This is a genomic window from Lactobacillus sp. ESL0259, assembly GCF_003693045.1.
GTDB lineage: Bacteria > Bacillota > Bacilli > Lactobacillales > Lactobacillaceae > Lactobacillus > Lactobacillus melliventris.
Genome location: NZ_REHP01000006.1, coordinates 181,389 through 198,921 on the forward strand (window position 1 = coordinate 181,389; position 17,533 = coordinate 198,921).

At 35.2% G+C, this 17,533-nt stretch carries 19 protein-coding genes and 1 tRNA gene; 6 read left to right on the forward strand and 14 right to left on the reverse strand.

Going from position 1 to position 17,533, the window contains the following annotated elements; all coding sequences use genetic code 11:
* Window positions 1-49 precede the first annotated feature (49 nt).
* Both F5ESL0259_RS04710 and F5ESL0259_RS04715 read right to left on the reverse strand, forming a co-directional pair.
* Window positions 50-238 (reverse strand): hypothetical protein, encoded by a 189-nt coding sequence (locus F5ESL0259_RS04710; RefSeq protein WP_122037646.1) that lies wholly within the window; start codon window positions 236-238, stop codon window positions 50-52.
* Window position 239: 1 nt separating this feature from the next.
* Window positions 240-749 carry a dihydrofolate reductase gene (locus F5ESL0259_RS04715; protein ID WP_122037647.1) on the reverse strand — a complete coding sequence of 170 codons (510 nt, stop codon included), beginning with the start codon at window positions 747-749 and terminating at the stop codon, window positions 240-242.
* 138 nt (window positions 750-887) lie between these two features.
* On the opposite strand from F5ESL0259_RS04715, the gene F5ESL0259_RS04720 reads away from it, so the two are divergent.
* Window positions 888-1,220, forward strand: a complete 333-nt coding sequence (locus F5ESL0259_RS04720; protein WP_370448801.1) for a TipAS antibiotic-recognition domain-containing protein — start codon at window positions 888-890, stop codon at window positions 1,218-1,220.
* 33 nt (window positions 1,221-1,253) lie between these two features.
* Here the strand turns inward: F5ESL0259_RS04720 and pnuC are convergent, their stop codons facing one another.
* The 4 genes from pnuC to F5ESL0259_RS04740 all read right to left on the reverse strand — a co-directional run bounded on the left by pnuC (window position 1,254) and on the right by F5ESL0259_RS04740 (window position 4,004).
* Window positions 1,254-1,967, reverse strand: a complete 714-nt coding sequence (gene pnuC / locus F5ESL0259_RS04725) for a nicotinamide riboside transporter PnuC (protein ID WP_122037649.1) — start codon at window positions 1,965-1,967, stop codon at window positions 1,254-1,256.
* A 144-nt stretch (window positions 1,968-2,111) separates the two neighbouring features.
* Window positions 2,112-3,257, reverse strand: a complete 1,146-nt coding sequence (locus F5ESL0259_RS04730; RefSeq protein WP_233558041.1) for a cation:proton antiporter — start codon at window positions 3,255-3,257, stop codon at window positions 2,112-2,114.
* A gap of 156 nt (window positions 3,258-3,413) precedes the next feature.
* Window positions 3,414-3,581, reverse strand: coding sequence for an AzlD domain-containing protein (locus tag F5ESL0259_RS04735; protein WP_122037651.1), 168 nt, complete (start codon window positions 3,579-3,581; stop codon window positions 3,414-3,416).
* 15 nt (window positions 3,582-3,596) lie between these two features.
* A complete protein-coding gene (locus tag F5ESL0259_RS04740) occupies window positions 3,597-4,004 on the reverse strand; it encodes a carboxymuconolactone decarboxylase family protein (RefSeq protein ID WP_122037652.1) in 408 nt (135 codons plus the stop codon).
* Window positions 4,005-4,162: 158 nt separating this feature from the next.
* Between F5ESL0259_RS04740 and F5ESL0259_RS04745 the strand changes: the two genes are divergently transcribed.
* The gene (locus F5ESL0259_RS04745) at window positions 4,163-4,531 is read left to right on the forward strand and encodes a MerR family transcriptional regulator (RefSeq protein ID WP_122037653.1); all 369 of its coding nucleotides are present in this window, start codon (window positions 4,163-4,165) and stop codon (window positions 4,529-4,531) included.
* 112 nt (window positions 4,532-4,643) lie between these two features.
* Here the strand turns inward: F5ESL0259_RS04745 and F5ESL0259_RS04750 are convergent, their stop codons facing one another.
* Both F5ESL0259_RS04750 and F5ESL0259_RS04755 read right to left on the reverse strand, forming a co-directional pair.
* Entirely contained in the window at window positions 4,644-4,967 is a 324-nt protein-coding gene (locus tag F5ESL0259_RS04750; protein WP_122037654.1) for an AzlD domain-containing protein, read from the reverse strand.
* On the reverse strand, window positions 4,954-5,661 hold the full coding sequence (locus F5ESL0259_RS04755) for an AzlC family ABC transporter permease (protein WP_122037655.1): 708 nt from the start codon (window positions 5,659-5,661) through the stop codon (window positions 4,954-4,956). The genes F5ESL0259_RS04750 and F5ESL0259_RS04755 overlap by 14 nt, the downstream gene beginning before the upstream one ends.
* Before the next feature lie 212 nt (window positions 5,662-5,873).
* Between F5ESL0259_RS04755 and F5ESL0259_RS04760 the strand changes: the two genes are divergently transcribed.
* Window positions 5,874-5,963: transfer RNA gene (locus F5ESL0259_RS04760), tRNA-Ser, on the forward strand.
* A 253-nt stretch (window positions 5,964-6,216) separates the two neighbouring features.
* Here the strand turns inward: F5ESL0259_RS04760 and F5ESL0259_RS04765 are convergent.
* On the reverse strand, window positions 6,217-7,140 hold the full coding sequence (locus F5ESL0259_RS04765) for a hypothetical protein (protein ID WP_122037656.1): 924 nt from the start codon (window positions 7,138-7,140) through the stop codon (window positions 6,217-6,219).
* A 246-nt stretch (window positions 7,141-7,386) separates the two neighbouring features.
* Here F5ESL0259_RS04765 and F5ESL0259_RS04770 point away from each other — a divergent pair, with 246 nt between their 5' ends.
* Entirely contained in the window at window positions 7,387-7,962 is a 576-nt protein-coding gene (locus F5ESL0259_RS04770) for a phosphatase PAP2 family protein (protein WP_370448802.1), read from the forward strand.
* A 98-nt stretch (window positions 7,963-8,060) separates the two neighbouring features.
* Here F5ESL0259_RS04770 and F5ESL0259_RS04775 read toward each other — a convergent pair whose 3' ends face one another.
* Window positions 8,061-8,891 carry a DegV family protein gene (locus F5ESL0259_RS04775; RefSeq protein ID WP_122037657.1) on the reverse strand — a complete coding sequence of 277 codons (831 nt, stop codon included), beginning with the start codon at window positions 8,889-8,891 and terminating at the stop codon, window positions 8,061-8,063.
* A 243-nt stretch (window positions 8,892-9,134) separates the two neighbouring features.
* Between F5ESL0259_RS04775 and eno the strand changes: the two genes are divergently transcribed.
* A complete protein-coding gene (eno, locus tag F5ESL0259_RS04780; protein ID WP_110446171.1) occupies window positions 9,135-10,421 on the forward strand; it encodes a phosphopyruvate hydratase in 1,287 nt (428 codons plus the stop codon).
* A 70-nt stretch (window positions 10,422-10,491) separates the two neighbouring features.
* On the opposite strand, the gene F5ESL0259_RS04785 is transcribed toward eno, so the two are convergent.
* A complete protein-coding gene (locus F5ESL0259_RS04785; protein WP_110446172.1) occupies window positions 10,492-10,827 on the reverse strand; it encodes a hypothetical protein in 336 nt (111 codons plus the stop codon).
* A gap of 612 nt (window positions 10,828-11,439) precedes the next feature.
* On the opposite strand from F5ESL0259_RS04785, the gene F5ESL0259_RS04790 reads away from it, so the two are divergent.
* Window positions 11,440-13,713, forward strand: coding sequence for an HAD-IC family P-type ATPase (locus F5ESL0259_RS04790; RefSeq protein ID WP_122037658.1), 2,274 nt, complete (start codon window positions 11,440-11,442; stop codon window positions 13,711-13,713).
* 102 nt (window positions 13,714-13,815) lie between these two features.
* Here the strand turns inward: F5ESL0259_RS04790 and F5ESL0259_RS04795 are convergent, their stop codons facing one another.
* The 3 genes from F5ESL0259_RS04795 to recJ all read right to left on the reverse strand — a co-directional run bounded on the left by F5ESL0259_RS04795 (window position 13,816) and on the right by recJ (window position 17,513).
* Window positions 13,816-14,334, reverse strand: coding sequence for a GNAT family N-acetyltransferase (locus F5ESL0259_RS04795; RefSeq protein WP_122037659.1), 519 nt, complete (start codon window positions 14,332-14,334; stop codon window positions 13,816-13,818).
* Between the two features lie 274 nt (window positions 14,335-14,608).
* Entirely contained in the window at window positions 14,609-15,136 is a 528-nt protein-coding gene (locus F5ESL0259_RS04800; protein ID WP_046324984.1) for an adenine phosphoribosyltransferase, read from the reverse strand.
* A 100-nt stretch (window positions 15,137-15,236) separates the two neighbouring features.
* Window positions 15,237-17,513, reverse strand: coding sequence for a single-stranded-DNA-specific exonuclease RecJ (gene recJ, locus F5ESL0259_RS04805; RefSeq protein ID WP_122037723.1), 2,277 nt, complete (start codon window positions 17,511-17,513; stop codon window positions 15,237-15,239).
* Window positions 17,514-17,533: the final 20 nt, after the last annotated feature.

Sequence of the window (17,533 nt, forward strand, 5' to 3'; positions counted from 1 at the left end):
GTTTATTAATTTAACATTGAAAAAATATTCTGTCAACCAAAAAAGTAAATTATTTTTTGGTCGATTGGTATGATTTTATTATTGCAAAAAAATATTGTCCAACAGCAAAAGTGACAACGGCCATGCCAATTACTTGCCACCAATAATTGTGATTAAAATTTTCTGCGAGAAAAAAACTGCTAATTAAGGTCATAATGCAGATTATAAAAACAATCGTCGAAGTAATAACTTGTTTCATGTTATTTCTCCTTTCTCATAAATGTCTGAAATTCATATGAATACAGATTAAGATTATCAGGCTGATGAAATTCTTTTTTGACTAAAATGAAGTCATCATAATCAATTTTTGTCATTGTGACATCAGCTTTAAAGGTTGCATTTATTTCAGTTTTTTCTAAACAATCTACCTGATTTTTTAAAGCGTTAAAAACCGAATTACCACCTATCACACAGAGATTTTGCTGTTTATGCTTGTTGATCCAGTCCTGTAATTCTTTGACTGATTTAATAATTAAAACCTGTTTATTATTACGATATTTATTTTTTAACGTCAAACTGGTCGTCAAAACTATGTGTTTGCGCCCGGGCAAAAGATGAGGCAAGCTCATGAAAGTTTTACGACCCATGATAATTGGATGACCATAAGTGATTTTTTTAAAGTGGTGTAGATCTGCAGGCAGTTTCCAAGGTAAATGTCCATCTATACCAATTTGGTGTTTTTGATCTTCTGCCCAAACAAAAGTGATCATAATTTTCCTCTCTCTTTATTATAGCGCTTTAATTGGCGGATTTCTTAGCATCTGCTTAACTTTACCAATTATTTGGAATTAAATTATACCTTTTTTATGTGATTTTTACTTATTTTGTTGCTATAGTATTTTAAGTATCTGAATAATTCGTTGGAGGAAAATATGGCTGAAAAAAATCAACTAACTGAAGAAAAATATCATAAAATGAAAGAAACAGAAGCCGATCTTGTACGAGATTTACAAGCAGTTGTTAATGATCCCAAGCAAGAAAAAGTTTTAAGTGCTGCTATTTTTAAAAATCACCAGAAATGGCTGCAGATCATCATGCCAAATTATTCTATAAAAATTCACTTAGGTATTGTTAATGCCTATGATAATGATACGCGGTATCAATATTATTACGATGATAAGGCCGGTAAGGGTGCAACTAAAATCTTAAGTAAAATTGTAAAAGAACATTTGGAAAAATAAAAGAAGTCTTGTACACAAAAGACTTCTTTTTTGTTAATGAAACCAGTGGACATGCTTATCGGTAAAAGCAAGTAAATCATTGGTTAAATACAAAATATATGTTAAGAACAATGTGAGATTAGCATCACCTTGAAAGGCAGTGACTCCCCATAAAATAATTGAAAAAATTCCTTGCACAGTCCAAAAGTAATACTGCTCGCGAAAATGCAACATACAAAGAAGCGAGCCGGTAATCCCTATTGCACCCGCAGTTGCATCAATTACAGGACGTGGACTAATAAATATTTTGGTGTCCAGCAGATAAAGTAAAGCTAAAACTATAGTAAAAAAGCTAACTGTCATAAGCCATTTTTTCAGCGTCAACCCATGAATATGTTTTTCCGTATCTTTAGACCATGACGGCAACATTAAGACTGGCAGATCCAACAACAGAATATAAATAGTTTGCAAGATCACGTTAGCGTAATTTTTCGCATAGACAGAAATTATAATATAAATTGCAGCAGAAACTAAACCCAAGATGCCGTTAATTTGCCTAGCGTTAGTAATAGCGAGTGTGCACGTAAAGCCCAGAATAGCAGCAATCATCGTTAACAAAGAAATTTGGGTGATGGGCGATGCCACAGTAGCACCAATGATAATGCCTATTCCCAACATTAACAATAAATAGGTTTTAAAGCTCCAACCCCGCATTTGCTTAAAATACCATCTTAATTTAAATATTTCAGCTCCTGGCTGAATTTTCATTCGACCTTCCTACCTTCTGCTTAAATTTAACAATGAAAAAAACATGTTTTCCATATTATCATAACTTTTAAGCAATTTTAAGAGATTTGACTAGATAGCCAGGCAAATGATTATAGCCTTAGTAATTGGTATTTTGGAGTTTCATTACTTCTGAGCCATTTTTGATATTGACCATTTTAGGAGAAAAGGCGAGACTACAGTGGTCATAATGATTGCTCCGATTACAGTTGAATAAGCCGCAGGTGCAAGTAAATGGTTGGTTAAGCCCATTTGCGCAACCACAAGAGCCATTTCACCACGCGAAACCATCCCGGTTCCAACTAATAAAGAACTAGAATTATTGAAACCAGCTAGTTTTGCTCCTAACCCCGCACCCACCAATTTTGAAAAAACACTGCCAATTACCAAGACCAAAAATAAAATAAAGTCATTTAGAATGCCTTTAATACTCATGTCTAAGCCAATACTAACAAAAAAGATGGGAATAAAACTGCTGTAGCCAATTACCGTAAAATTCTTTTTGAGAGTTTTCTGCGCTGAAGTACGATTCAAAGATAGTCCGGCAAAAAAGGCTCCAATCACGTTACTAAGGCCTACCTTCTCAGCTCCCCAAGAAGCCATTACTACAATAATCATTGCCACTAGCGTCTCTGGAACCGGTAATGTTAGACGCTGACTTAACTTTATCAAACGGGGTATAACGTAAACACTAACAAAAACTAAAAGTATCAGAAATGCTGCTTGGATCACCAGGCTTATAATTAAATCTTTACCCTTATTTGAGCCGGGTTCAGGAACACCCGTCAGTCCACTAACAATGCTCAATAGAAGTATTGAGAGCAGATCATCTGCTACTGCAGCGCCCAGAATAGTCATGCCCTCTTTTCCTTCTAAGCGCCCCATTTCCTGCAGAACCGCAACTGAAATCGAAACGGAGGTGGCTGAAAACGTTAAGCCTAAAAATAAACTTTCCGCTTGTGAAAATGCGAAAAGAATGCCCGTCATGTATGCAATGATGATTGGTACGATCATACCGAATCCTGCTACCAAGACACTGGGACGTAGTAACTTTTTTAAAGTTTTCAGATCACTGTCAAGACCAGCTAAAAACATTAAAAAAATTACCCCAATATCGGAAAATACCTTTATGATTCCTGTAGGTTGCACAAGATTAAGAACTGCAGGACCAATTATTATTCCAGCCAGCAATTCACCAACAACTGCCGGCAATTTTAATCTGGCACTAAATTGTCCTCCAATTAACGTGGCTAATAAAATAACGCTCAGCATCCCTAAAAACCTCATTTGCACTCCCACTTTCTACAGCAAAAAAAGGCCTTCACAAATTGCTTTGGCAACCCAAACCAAAGAACAATTCTTGAAAGCCTTAAACTCCAACCAAAATATTTATAATATTAATATTCTACCATTTTTAACTTAAATTTTCTAAATTAAGCGTAGGACTGTTAAAGATATTATGCCTACAATTACAATCACTAGCAAAGATTTACTAATAATTGCTGCTACCACAGTTGGTAACGAAGCAATTAAAAAATCTACTCTTACCTTGGATATTTGTCCTGGTTGAGCTATGAATAAATTGCCAAACCACATAGTTGACCTGATGGCTCATTTACTTTTATGAGAATTGGTGAAATCAATTCCGCGGTCTTTAAAAACTTGTTTTGCAACAGTAATTGCATTCAGGACTTTAGGAAATCCGACATAAGGAATAGTTTGAATAAAGGTTTCAATTATTTCTTCAGGCGTTAAGCCAACATTTAAAGCGCCATTAATATGAACATTCAATTGTGGTTCAGTGTCACCCTGCGTCAACAAAGTTGTGATGGTAATCATTTCTCTTTGCTTCAAATCTAAAACTTTCCGGTCATAGATGTCACCGAAAGCAAATTCAATAATGTAGCGCCCCACATCTTCTGATAAGCCAGCAAGTGAGTCAATAACTGACTGGCCTCCTTCCCTGTCCACTTTCTCTAAATTTTCCAGACCCTTTTGATAGCGTTCATCGTTTGTCATGGTTTTCTCCTTTTCATTTTGTTTTCTGATATTTAACAAATTTCAGAATAATTGCTGGAGTATAGTCCATGTCAACTACTTCTTAAAAAATTTTGAAGTAATAAAATATGACGATATACTATTTACTGCAGTCAAAATTATTTTTGAAAGGAAATTCGATGAAATATTCAATTGGTCAATTTTCAGAACTTAGTGGTTTTTCAATTGACACATTACGCTATTATGAAAAGCAAAAATTACTTTTTCCGAAGCGAGATGAAAGCAATCGCCGGATTTATAACGAAAAGGATGTAGCTTGGATCAGCTTTATCTCACGCCTCAAAAAGACAGGCATGAGCATTAGAGAAATGCAAAAGTACGCCCAATTACGTTATGCTGGCGATCAAACTATCCCCGAAAGATTAGTTTTATTATTTAATCAATTAGATAATCTCCACGAAGAAGAAAAGAAAATTGAAGATAATATTGAGTTTGTAGAACAAAAGATCAAAACCTATCTCAAGACAATTGGAGATTTAAAAGAATAAGAGTGGGATATTCATGAATTTCAATCTTATCTTATTTAGCTAATTTAGAAATAAAAATATGACCTCCGAAATTATCTTAATTTCGGTGATCATATCGGTCTATGATCCGTTTTTAAATTAAGCGCAGAACCGCTAGGGAAATCATTCCCACTATTACAATGGCTAATAGAGACTTACTAATGACTGCGGCAACAAAGGTTGGCAAGGATGCCAGAACATACTGCCAATTAAATTTAGGTAAATGACCCGGCCTAGCGATAATTAAATTACTAAACCAGAGTGCAGCCATAATTACTATGGGAACAAAAGAAAGAAATTCAACCAACTTTGGCGGCAATGAGAATTTTTTCAATAAAACAAATGGTATCACTCTTGAAAGCAAAGTGGTCACTCCGCACAAAACTATCGTTATTAAAATATATTTAGAAGAAGACATGTTTGAGCACCATTCCTAAACTGCAGCCGATCAAAGTAACAACTATTACTACTAAATTAGCTGGCAAAACAATGGTCAATAAGTAGGTCAGCGCAAAAGATATTAATATTACAATTATCTGTAATACCTTATTAAGATTTTTGTCACCCAGCACTTGTAAATAAAGTAGACCAATAAACATTGCTACAATGGCAAAATCCAGTCCTAACTTTTTAGGATCTGTAATAAAACCGCCTAATATTGCACCGAGAAGTGTTCCAGCTTGCCAAGTCAAATAGGAAATAATATTGACGGTATTAAACCAGGTAAAGTTTAATTTACCATTGGTGTAATTTATTTTATTCATACTAAGAGCAAAACTCTCATCGGTGAGGAAAGTTCCAATCAAAATATTTCTTTTTAAATTTTCTTGTTTTAAATAGCCTGCGACAGTTGTGCTCATCAGGATTACTCGTGAATTAACTAAAAAAGCCGCTAATACAATTGAGGCTATAGGACTACCCGCAACTAACATATTGAGAGTTGTCAGCTGAACCGATCCAGCGTAAATAATAAGGGACATTAAAGATACTTCGATGGTAGAAAAGCCACTTGCCTTACCGATAATTCCAAAAGCTACACTGATACCAATGTAGCCAAATATAGTAGGAAGTGCTTCTTTAATTGCTGCTTTTTTAGTTAGGTAACCGTCCATTGCTGCACCCTTTTCTGCAAGCTGTCTAAATAAAATATTAATTAAGTTAATTTTAAATTAATTTGTAGCTTAACATTTATTATTATTTTTTACAACAATATCTTTTTCATTGCACGATAATTAAAAAATGCAGAATACTGACTATTACCAAGTTTTATGGATAAACAACAAGTTGAAAAAAATTTTAGATAAGGTATAATGTTATTCGTTACGGAGAGTTGGCAGAGTGGTAATGCACCGGACTCGAAATCCGGCGAACCAAGTTTTTCCTTGGCGCGCAGGTTCAAATCCTGTACTCTCCTTTTATTTTGCTCTGTAATTGCTGCTATTACAGACTTTTATACGGAAAAAGTATTCAAAAGGTGTCCAAGTTCTAATTTAAAAAAATAAAGTCTTTTTTCAAATCCTTCTGAAAAAGAGCAAATGAATAGAATCAAGCTTTATAACCAAATCTGTTTTCGGTATTAAAAAAAGCCAGTGAAAGAAATTACTTTTACTGGCTTCTCTTTGTATCAGCGTCACAACTGTTAAAATTATCCAAACTTAATCTTATAATTAAAAGACTCTGACTTTATGTAAATATTTGTATTGCAATCCTAGGCCAAATATTGCAACCAATGCTCCTAACAAGTTTGCTGCTAACCAATTAATTGCACTACCTGTAAACAGACACATTGCAACCCATGGTGCAATGGCTATCAGATAGCCGCGGGCAGCCGTCATTAATAAAGTACCCCACTTAAAGCCTTTACTTATATTATTTGTAACAACTTTATTGTGTAGAAACCTTTGAAATAGAACTGTACCCAATACTATTAAAATAGTAATTAAAACAAATTGCCAAGCTTCAAATTTAACTAAGATGAATTCTTTATATGAAAAATGATTTGCCAAAAGCGCAAAACCACACGCAATATCAAAGAAAAAGCCTTGGCTAACATAACCCTTTTTGCAACTTTTAACACTAAAGTCAATAGCATTTTTGCAGGTCTTTCCTAGTGATTCCTTTTGTCTGTCGATGACTTGATGATTAGTTAGGTAATAATACTGACAAGTTATTCCAATCAAAGCTACAATTAGACCAACCAGCAAAGAAATAAGGAGGTTAAATCTTCCCTGAGTATGCATACTAAGAGCTAGTAATGGTGCGTTTCCGATTACAAAACACCTCACCCCAGTTGAAATCAAACTAGTATTTACGAAAAACAATGTCATCTTTTGGGAATTAACCTTGTGTCGCAAGAAGTTTTGATAACGGATTACGTTAATGATTGCAAAAATAGCCAACAATACAAATAGCCAGTCAAACCAAATAACAGAAAATAAAATTGCAAAAAAAAGATAAACGGCGCCGTAAACAACGAGATCACCAACATGATTTGTAGAATTATCAGCTAAAGCAAAGTTATGTTCATGGTGAGCAATATCACGTATAGCTTCACCCACAGTCTCTTGCTTAGAAGTATGATTATTATTCATTTTTTCCTCCTAAATTACGCCCTAACTTGATAAGAATAATTTTAAGTTGGTTTTAATTAAAGTCAAGCTTTCTTTTAAAAATAATTACCTTGCTAAAACTAATCTTAATGAAAGCTATAATTCTGAATCCCCTTTAAATTACAAATATTAAGTTTTACTCAAGAGTAGATTTTAATTTTTATGCTTTGCCCCGTTGCTGTTAAAATACAAGCGAATATAAATTATAGGTAGGGATGTGTTTTGAATATTAATTTTTGGATATCTTTATTATCTGCTCTAATACTAATACTACTTATCTTTAATGTCAGAAATTCACGGCGTTTCAATCTATTCGATCACTGGCTGCACCACAAACTGATTAGAAGGCGTGATGGCATTGGCTGGCAAATAATTGCATTTATTAACGACCCTAAACTGCTGGTTGTTTTGGATGTATTTCTGGCAAGTTTTTTAATTAGTAATAATGAAAATTTACTTGCCTTCTGGGCCTTATTTACTTTAGGCTTTACCGATTTAATCGGGATTTTTTTGAAAAAGTGGATGCGCAGAAAACGTCCAATTCTGCACTCAGATTTAGAAGACGGTTATAGTTTCCCTAGTGGACATGTTTTAGGAAGTACTGTCATGGCTTTAATTATCTGGCACCTCTTTGCAGGCCAACTAGGAAACAGCTTGCTGTGGGTTTTGCTGATAATTTGGCTGATGGTGGTCATTTCCCGTATCAGTCTTAAAGCCCATTTCCCATCGGACATTATCGGAGCAACATCGCTTGCAGTATTCTGTTTTAGCATTTCGCAACAATTATTACTAATGATTATTTAAAAAACAGCTCTCAACTAAAAAAGTTAGAGCTGTTTTTTTGCATACAAAATTATTTTTATCTTATACAAAAGAGAAGCGAGCCATTTTCTATTGAAAAATCACAAATCATCAAAGCCTATCATTAAACTTCCCTCTTCGGCATAAAAGGTACACAGTCCTCTCATTGAACGAATTACTATTTCTGCTTGGGGGTAATTTGCTAAAATTTTCTCTTTTAACGTTTGAGCATCTTTTTCATTTTTACAATGATCTATGATCAAACGGCCTCCTTGGTATTTCATTTCGGCCATTAATTTCAGAATTTCTTTAAAAGCACGCTTTATCCCTCTAACTTTTGATAATGGCTCTAATTTACCCTCATCACTGGCGGTGCCAACCACATCAATATTTAAAACTTTTGCTACTTTGGCAACAGCCATGTTTATTCGGCCATTTAGGGCTAAGTTATGGAGCGACTTTAATACAACAAGTAAATGTGTATGTGTCTTGTAATCTGAAATTTTTTGCTCTAAATCTACAAAACGAGTCTTACTATTAACTAATCGTTTAATTTCCCGTAAAATAACTGAAATTTCCGGTCCGGCCGTTCTGGAATCAATTACAAGCACGTGACTTCCTGGATGATCTTTTTCATAAATTTGTTTTGCCTGAAATGCAGAGGAGAAGCTTCCGCTCAAACCGCTGGTAATCGTCATAATGATTGCTAAGTCTGATCCCCTTAAAGCATTCAGCCATTGATTGATACTAGGGCAAGATGTTTTGCCTTCTTCAGTGTTTTTCTCCATACTAGCAATAAAACTATCTATATCAAGATTTTCGTCATCAACAAAATCTTTTCCAGCAATGGTCATTGTTAGTGGTACGACAGTTAAATCATCATTCATCCTGTCGTTTGAACCAGAGTCGATTATTAACTTTACTTTATCCATATTTTATATCCTTATAGAAATAAACTATTCTTTTTAAAAAATATATAGTTAAATCATAAATCAAACCTGCAAAAAAAGCGACAAAAATATTTTTAATATTTTTTAACATTAGAAATCGTTTACAAATGTTTACATAATCACAAACTTAGGCTAAAATTTGTGATGTAGATATGGAGCTTATGCTCCACTAATGTATGTACTTACACAAAATAGTACAGCATTTATTATTTAGGAGGTTTTTAGATGTTAAAATCAGTCATTGAAAATGTTCATGCACTGGAAATCTATGATTCACGTGGTAACCCAACTGTTGAGGCTTTTGTAACCTTATCAAATGGTGTCGTTGGTAAAGCTGAGGTTCCATCAGGTGCTTCAACTGGTGAAAATGAAGCAGTTGAATTACGTGATGGTGGCAGCCGTGTAGGCGGTAAAGGTGTTTCCAAAGCCGTTGAAAACGTAAATACTAAAATTGCTGATGCTTTAAAGGGTTTGGATCCACACGATCAGGCAAACATTGACCGCGTAATGATTGAATTAGATGGTACCCCTAACAAAGCTAAGCTTGGTGCTAACGCCATTTTAGGTGTATCTATGGCTACTGCAGCTGCTGCCGCAAAAGACAGCCACCAACCTTTGTACAGATACCTCGGCGGCACTGATCTTGAAATGCCTCAAACTTTCCACAACGTTATTAACGGTGGTGAGCATGCTGACAACGGTATTGACGTTCAAGAATTCATGATCACTCCAGTTAAGAAGACTTCATTCCGTGATGGTTTTGAAAAGATCGTTAACACTTACCACACTTTAAAGAAAGTTCTTGAAGATATGGGTTACGAAACTGGCCTTGGTGATGAAGGTGGTTTTGCTCCTAACATGAAGAACTCTGAAGAAGCTTTACAAGCTTTACACGACGCTATCGTTAAGGCTGGTTACAAGCCTGGTGAAGACATTGCCATAGCTTGTGACTGTGCTGCTTCTTACTTCTACAACAAAGAAGACGGCAAGTACCACTTCGAAGGTAAAGTATTTAACGATGAAGAATTAGCTCAATACTACGACAAGTTACTTGACGAATTCCCAGAGTTAATCTCAATTGAAGACCCATACGATGAAAATGATGTTGACGGCATGATTAAATTTACTCAAAGCCACAAAGACAGAATTCAAATTGTTTTGGATGACTTCATTTGTACCAACCCTAAGCTATTGACTAAAGCTATTAAGGAAGGTGCCGGTAACGCTTCATTGATTAAATTAAACCAAATTGGTACTGTTACTGAAACCTTGGAAACTATTCGTCTTTCACGCAAGAATGGTTACAACACCATGATTTCTCACCGTTCTGGTGAAACTGGTGACACATTTATCGCTGACTTTGCCGTTGCCGTTAACGGTGGTCAATTGAAGACTGGTGCTCCAGCTCGTTCAGAACGTGTTGAAAAGTACAACCGTTTACTCGAAATCGAAGAAGAACTTGGCGAAGGCGAGCGTTTAGCTACTTTCCCAGACAGTGTTGATAAAGATTAATTTATCAATTCAAAAAGTCTGCAATCATTGCAGACTTTTTTTGTGCCTTTTTAAGCTGATAACAAAGTGGTTAATCATTATCTTGTTTAATTGCTTTTAGGTAAGTGGTTTTAGAAATATAGTCAATCTTTCTAACATACTGCCCTTTGTGGTCAATTCTAATATATTGCCTACCTGGTTCATAGCCGCCCACTCTCTTGATTTTATATGGCAATTTTTTACCAGTTTCTGGATCTATTGCTTGAACATTTAGATACTCTTGAGTATTACCTGGAACTTTCGCATAACTTATAGCTTCGTCAATTGTGGGATCTGCTCTATCAGTCCATGAATTATGGTTTAAAGGAATTTGGTTAGTGATAATTAAAAAACAAACATATATTGGTACTAACATTTTTTCAAACATGGTATTTCCTTTCTGCTAGCCGATATTTATACTTTTTGTCCAATTTTTAAAGATAACAAGTTTATTTACTGCTGCACTAAAAGCGATAGAATTTCTATTTATTTACAACTTTTAAAAATTCTTTTTTAGAAACGTATTGAATTTTCTTAAGATACTGGCCTCTATAATCAATTATTATATCTTCCTAACCTGGTTATTTTATAGGGATGCTTAACTTCCAGTTTGAATCGTATGCTTGCACGTTATAATATTGTTGAACATTTTGCGGTCCTTGAGAATAACTTTTGGTTCCCGGAAGCGCAGGGTTAAAGTAATCCAAAATTTCATTATGAATAAAAAAGGAAAACAAAAGAAAGCTGTAATTGTTAGCAATGAAACTAAAAGTATCTTTTTAAAGGACATGGGACTCACCAGATTAAATTAGGTATAACTGCATACATCCGACAGACTTTGGAATAATTATAATTGTTTAAGAGAAGTGTACTAATACACTACTATACCTAGTGTACACTATTTTGGGATTTTTTAAAACAAAATTGGGTATAAATTTATAGCAAAAGCGGTCTTTTTATGCTACTTTAATTAAAGTATTAAAACTAAGGAAGTAAAATTATGTCGGAAAAAATCACTGGTTTAACTCAGGCCCAAGCAGATAAACTTTTGCAAAAAAATGGCTTAAATGAGGTACCGGAACCCCAGTTCAATTTTTTTAAAGAGTTTTTGTCCAAGTTGTGGAATTTATCAGCCTGGATTCTCGAAGCTGCTCTACTTTTGGAGTGTATTTTGGGCAAATGGATACAATCTCTGTTTGTTCTTTTAATGCTTCTTTTCGCTGCTTGGAACGGGGCTTCCAAGAAAAAGCAGTCTAGACGCGTTTTAAATAATATTTCACACAAACTGACCCCTACTATTTCTGTTCAAAGGGACGGTCAATGGCAAAATATTGACTCTAAATATTTAGTCCCAGGAGATTTAATCAGTATGCAAGCTGGAGATGTTTTAGCAGCAGATGTAAAACTAATTGATGGCCAAATTTCTACCGATGAGAGTTCAATTACTGGTGAAGCCAGAACCGTCCGCAAAAATCCCCAAGATACAGCCTACGCGGGAACTACTGTTACGGAAGGCAACGGCCTTGCAGTTGTTACGGCTACCGGAGCTAATTCACGGTCTGGTAAAACAATTAATTTAATTAATAATTCCGCTGCTCCGGGTCATTTGCAACAATTACTTACTAAAATCATTTACTATTTGTGTATTCTTGACGGTATTTTAACTTTAATAATTATCATTGCTTCTTTCTTCAAAGGAGGAGACATTAATAATCTCATTAATATGCTGCCATTTTTGGCAATGATGTTTATAGCTTCCATTCCAGTGGCAATGCCCTCTACGTTTGCACTTTCCAATTCATTTGAAGCTACTCGTCTTAGCAAAGAAGGAGTGTTAACTTCAGATTTAACTGGAATTCAAGATGCCGCAAACCTTAATCTAATTTTGCTCGATAAAACGGGCACCATTACCGAAAATAAAACAGCAGTTGGTCAATGGACAAATTTCAGCTCATTTAGTGATAAAGAAGCCCTTGAATTAGCTTCAGCAGCTATAGATCAAAGAAATAAAAAGCTAATAGACACTGCGATTGCTGAATACATAAAAAAGCAGGGTTTAACCGTCAAATCAGGTTCTGACTTTACTCCTTTTACCTCTAGTACAGGTTATTCAATGGCAAATTACAACGGTCATAATATTAAACTTGGCTCTTTTAAACAACTTTCATTAATTGACAATAATGCAAACGAAAAAGCTAAGGAAGTAAATTTTAGTGCTGGTCGTTCAGTAGCTTTATTAATTGATGATAAATTAGCCGGTGTTTTCATCTTGCAAGATATGGTGAGATCTGATTCTAAAGAAGCCTTAGGTGAACTCAAAAAACGTGGAGTAAAACCGATTATGTTAACTGGCGATAACCAAAAAACGGCCGTTGCAGTTGCTAAACAAGTTGACCTGCAAGGTGAAGTAATTTCTATTCATGATTTTACTGATCAAACTGATACCAGTAAACTGGCTGGAATTGCAGATGTTTTACCAGAAGATAAATTGCGCATGGTTAAATTCTTTCAAAAACAAGGCTATATTGTGGGGATGACAGGTGACGGTGTGAATGACTCGCCAGCCTTAAAACAAGCAGAGGTTGGAATTGCCGTTTCGAATGCGGCAGATGTCGCAAAAAGATCTGGCAAAATGGTTCTTTTAAATGATGGCTTATCTTCGATAGTAAAAATACTTGATGCTGGACACAGAGTTTATCAAAGAATGACGACTTGGTCCTTAACAAAACTGGCCAGAACTGCACAACTAACCATGCTCTTGACCTTTGGTTATTTATTCTTCAATTATATTCCGATGGCACTAAACGCCATGGTTATTTATACAATCATGAATAATATGGTTACGATGATGATCGGTACTGACAGAACTCATATCACCTATAAACCTGAAAATTGGAACATGGCTAAATTGGCTAAAATTGCTTTTTCATTAGCTTTCGGCTGGACGGTAATTGGAATAGCAGGTATTGCTTATCTCAATACTCATGGCTGGAGCCACGGCACAATATCAACAATGGTTTATGTTTATTTAGTTCTAAGTGCAATGTTTATTGTCCTGATCACCAGAACTAAAAAGTTTTTCTGGCAGGATTATCCTTCTAAAGCTGTTGGCTTAACTCAATTAGGTGATGTCCTCTTAACTGTCGTTTTAGCATTGTTAGGAATAGCTATGACGAAAATTAGCTGGATGAATTTGCTACTCACTTTCGCTGTTGCCCTAGTGGCTGCTATATTGATTGATCTCTTTTACCAACCAATTATGAAGAATCGCTAATTAAATAAAAGCAAAGAAAAACCTGGTAATGGAAAAACGCCATCACCAGGTTTTTAGTTTTGAATAAATTGCTATTGTGATATTTGATAACAATTTTTTCTTTTATTTAAGTAGTTCATAAACATATGAGGTTTCATTTGGTCGGTAAGCGCCATGCAAATAACCAACTTTAGAAAAACCCATCTTTGCAATCAAATGTTGCATGGCTTTATTGTCTTCGTGAGTATCAATTCTTATTGAGTCAATGTCGTCCCTGTTGTTTTTAATATCATTGATAACAGCCTGTAACAGCTTGGTAGCATAGCCTTTACCAGAATGCTGAGAATGAATTGCCACACGATGAATAACCACATATTTATTAGTATCAGCCATCCATTTGCCATCTAAATGATCATAAACATGGTCTGGTCCGTCCACTATGGCAATAGCACCAACTGTTTCCTGATCTTCAGAAACAGCTAAAAAGGCCCAGCCGTTTTCAATATCTTCTTTAATTTGTGCTTTTGACGGATAATCTCCTTGCCACTGATCAACACCACGTTCAGCCAGTTGATTGGCCCCGTCTTTTAAAATAGCGATAATTCGGTCAAAATCGGCCATTGTTGCTCTTCTTAATTGCAAATTACTCTATTCTCCTTTTTTAAAAATACTGTATCATTATATATACTTGACTTTGTCTTGTAAAAAATTTGCACTCAAAAAGAGTATAAAAGTTTTCATTTTTCAAAAATCGCTTTCCTTAAATTTTAAGTTTTGCGTCAGCAATTTATTTTAGTCATGAAAAAAGTGCCCCTAATAGTTGACTTTATGGTCTAACTATTAAGAGCACTTGAGATAAAAGCAGTATTTAATTGTAATTCATGAACTCACCATAAATTGCTAGCTTTTGGTGATTTTAAGCACCATGATATTTAACGAGTGAAAATACGTCAAGTCCTGGTAATTTTTCTTTTCCCTTCAAATCTGGTAATTCAATATAAAAAGCTGAACCAACTAATTCTCCACCAAGATTTTCAATTAGCTCTTTACATGCCCTTAAAGTTCCTGCAGTAGCAAGTAAATCATCACAGACTACTACACGCTGACCAGGTTTAATAGCATCTTTATGAATTTCCAAGCTGTTTGAACCGTATTCCAGATCATATGAAGCCCTTTCGACTTCCCGCGGTAACTTGTGCGGCTTTCTAGCTGGAACAAAACCAATACCCAACTCTGTAGCCACAGGGCAACCAACAATAAAGCCACGGGCCTCCGGACCAACAATTACATCAGCATTTTTACTTTTAACGTATTCAGCTAACTTATGAGTAGCTGCTTGAAACAACTTGCCATCCTGCAGAACAGGGGTAATGTCACGAAAGATAATACCCTTATTAGGGAAATCCTTAACACTTGCAATATGTTTCTCAAAATCGTTTGCCATAAGAAGAAAAAACCTCCAAAACTTAACTTTCTTGCTAAAGCTTACTCGACCTTAATATTCTAACAGATTTTGAACTTAAAAGCATTAAATCCGTAAGAAATTAATGTTGTTTTAATTGCTCATTCACGTACATTAGTAATTTTTGACTTGGCATCTGTCTTAAATCGGTTATAAATTTAATTTGGGAATTAGTTGCCCTAAAATAATTAGAATCTGTTAATTTTCTTTTTATGGGATTGGCAACGCCAAATATTCTATCATCTTCTAATTTGACAAATTTTAGTTCAAAAAACACCCGCAAAATGAAAAGAATCTTATCATAAGTGATTTGTAAAAATAAACCTACCGCACGATAATCGGCTACAGCCAAACCAGGGTGAGAATACACGTATTTCAGCAGCCTCACAAAATCAGCTTTTAGCGGTAGTTGCTTAACAGGCAATTGATCCATAATAAAGCGCAAATAAAGTTGGTCGTAATTATTAGTTAAAGCTAAATTGAGTTCCTGCAGATTACGGGGAACATCAAGAAAAGCAGCTACTTCACCCTCATTGTTATAATCATTTACCAAAGTAACTTTAGCTGGATCAATATCATACAAGCTAGAAGCAATATTTTTATTTCTTTTATCAAAAATCAAATACCTATCGGCAAATCCCATTATGTATTTTTCATTCCGCAAATCAATAACAGGTGCAGGAACTGCTAATTTTGGCGCAGCAAAAATTATGCCCTTGATTATTCCTTGCAGTTTTACCTGATTACGGTAACAATTTTCCTGCAGCTGAATAAATATTTGATCTACATATGGTAAGAGGATCTTGGTCAAATATTTTTTATTGAAGCCGACAACATCAATATTTTTATTATTTTTTCTAATATTTAACTTAATATGATTCTTTTCTTTTCCCATGTAAAAGCAGCTATTTATTGCGGGACGCAATATGCTGAAAACAGGAGTCACATTATTGCTGCCAAACGGCCCCGCCTTTTTAATGTCAGTAATTATTTTCAAGTCAAGATTAGAAAATGGTAATTCACAATCATAATAGCGAATATTTTGATTATAAATTCCTTTAAAACTTTTCTCGAAAGTGGCACGCAATGAAGATATCTTGTCTTCTGTCATTGACAGACCACAGGCAAAGTCATGACCGCCAAATTTGAGAAACAGTTTATCTTTCAAAGGTTCTAATGCATTAAAAAGATTAAAACCGTCAACTGACCTCCCAGAGCCTTTTATGATTCCCCTGTCATTTTTGGTCAGTACTATAGTTGGTTTGTGAGTTTTTTCTACCAGTTTATTGGCGACTAATCCTAAAATTCCTTCATGAAACTTAGGATCATATATAACTAAGGTTTTATTTCTTTCCCAGCTGTTATTTTTAATTTGACTGAGACAGGAATTGTAAACCTTACTAGTTAAAGTTTTGCGTTTATCGTTTAATTCTTCAATTTTATCTGCAATTTTTTCTGCTTCATCATCAGTTTCACACAAGAGAAGGTCCACAGCTAAACTGGCATTGTCCAGTCTGCCAACTGCATTAAGTCTTGGCGCAATATTAAAACCAACATCTGTTTCATCTATGTGTCCCATTTGCAAACCGGCTTTTTTTATTAGGGCTCTCAAACCTGGTCGCTCAGTTTCGTTGAGCATTTTAAGGCCCCGCTTGACGAGAATGTGGCCTTCCCCTGAGACTTTAACCATGTCGCCGATTGTACCAATCATTGCCAGCTCCAATAATTCTGGCATTGAATCTTGCATCAAGGCTCGGCTAATTGTATAGGCTACTCCAGCGCCGCAATAGTCATCAAACGGATATTTTTGTCCGGGGTAATTACAATGAACTAGGGCATAACTTTCAGGCACTTTATCTTGAAATTTATGGTGATCAGTAATTATTGTATCAACGCCCATATTTTTAGCATAGTCTACTTCTTCAACCCCTGTAACACCATTATCAACAGTAATAATTAGTTTCGTACCGTCTGCCGCAATTTTCTTGTAGGCATCAAGATTTGGACCATAGCCATCTTTAAAGCGATCAGGAATGAAGAAATGAACATCGGCTCCTAAAATTCCCAGCGTCTCCATCATGATACTGGTGGCAGTAATACCATCTGCGTCATAATCACCATAAATAGTAATTTTTTCACCTGCATCAATTGCCTGGTTAATCCTTGTAACAGCTTTTTGCATATCGTGCATTAAGTACGGGTCTGCTAAATCGTCTTCAGTTGCATTAAACCAAAATGCAAGTTTTGCGTCAGTATTTATTCCGCGCAAAGAAAGCAGCTTAGCCGTAATCGGACTAAGCTGATACTTTTCAATCAATTCTGGAGCTAATTTTTCACCCTTGCGCTCACGCCATTCAATCATTAATTAATTCAGCCTTT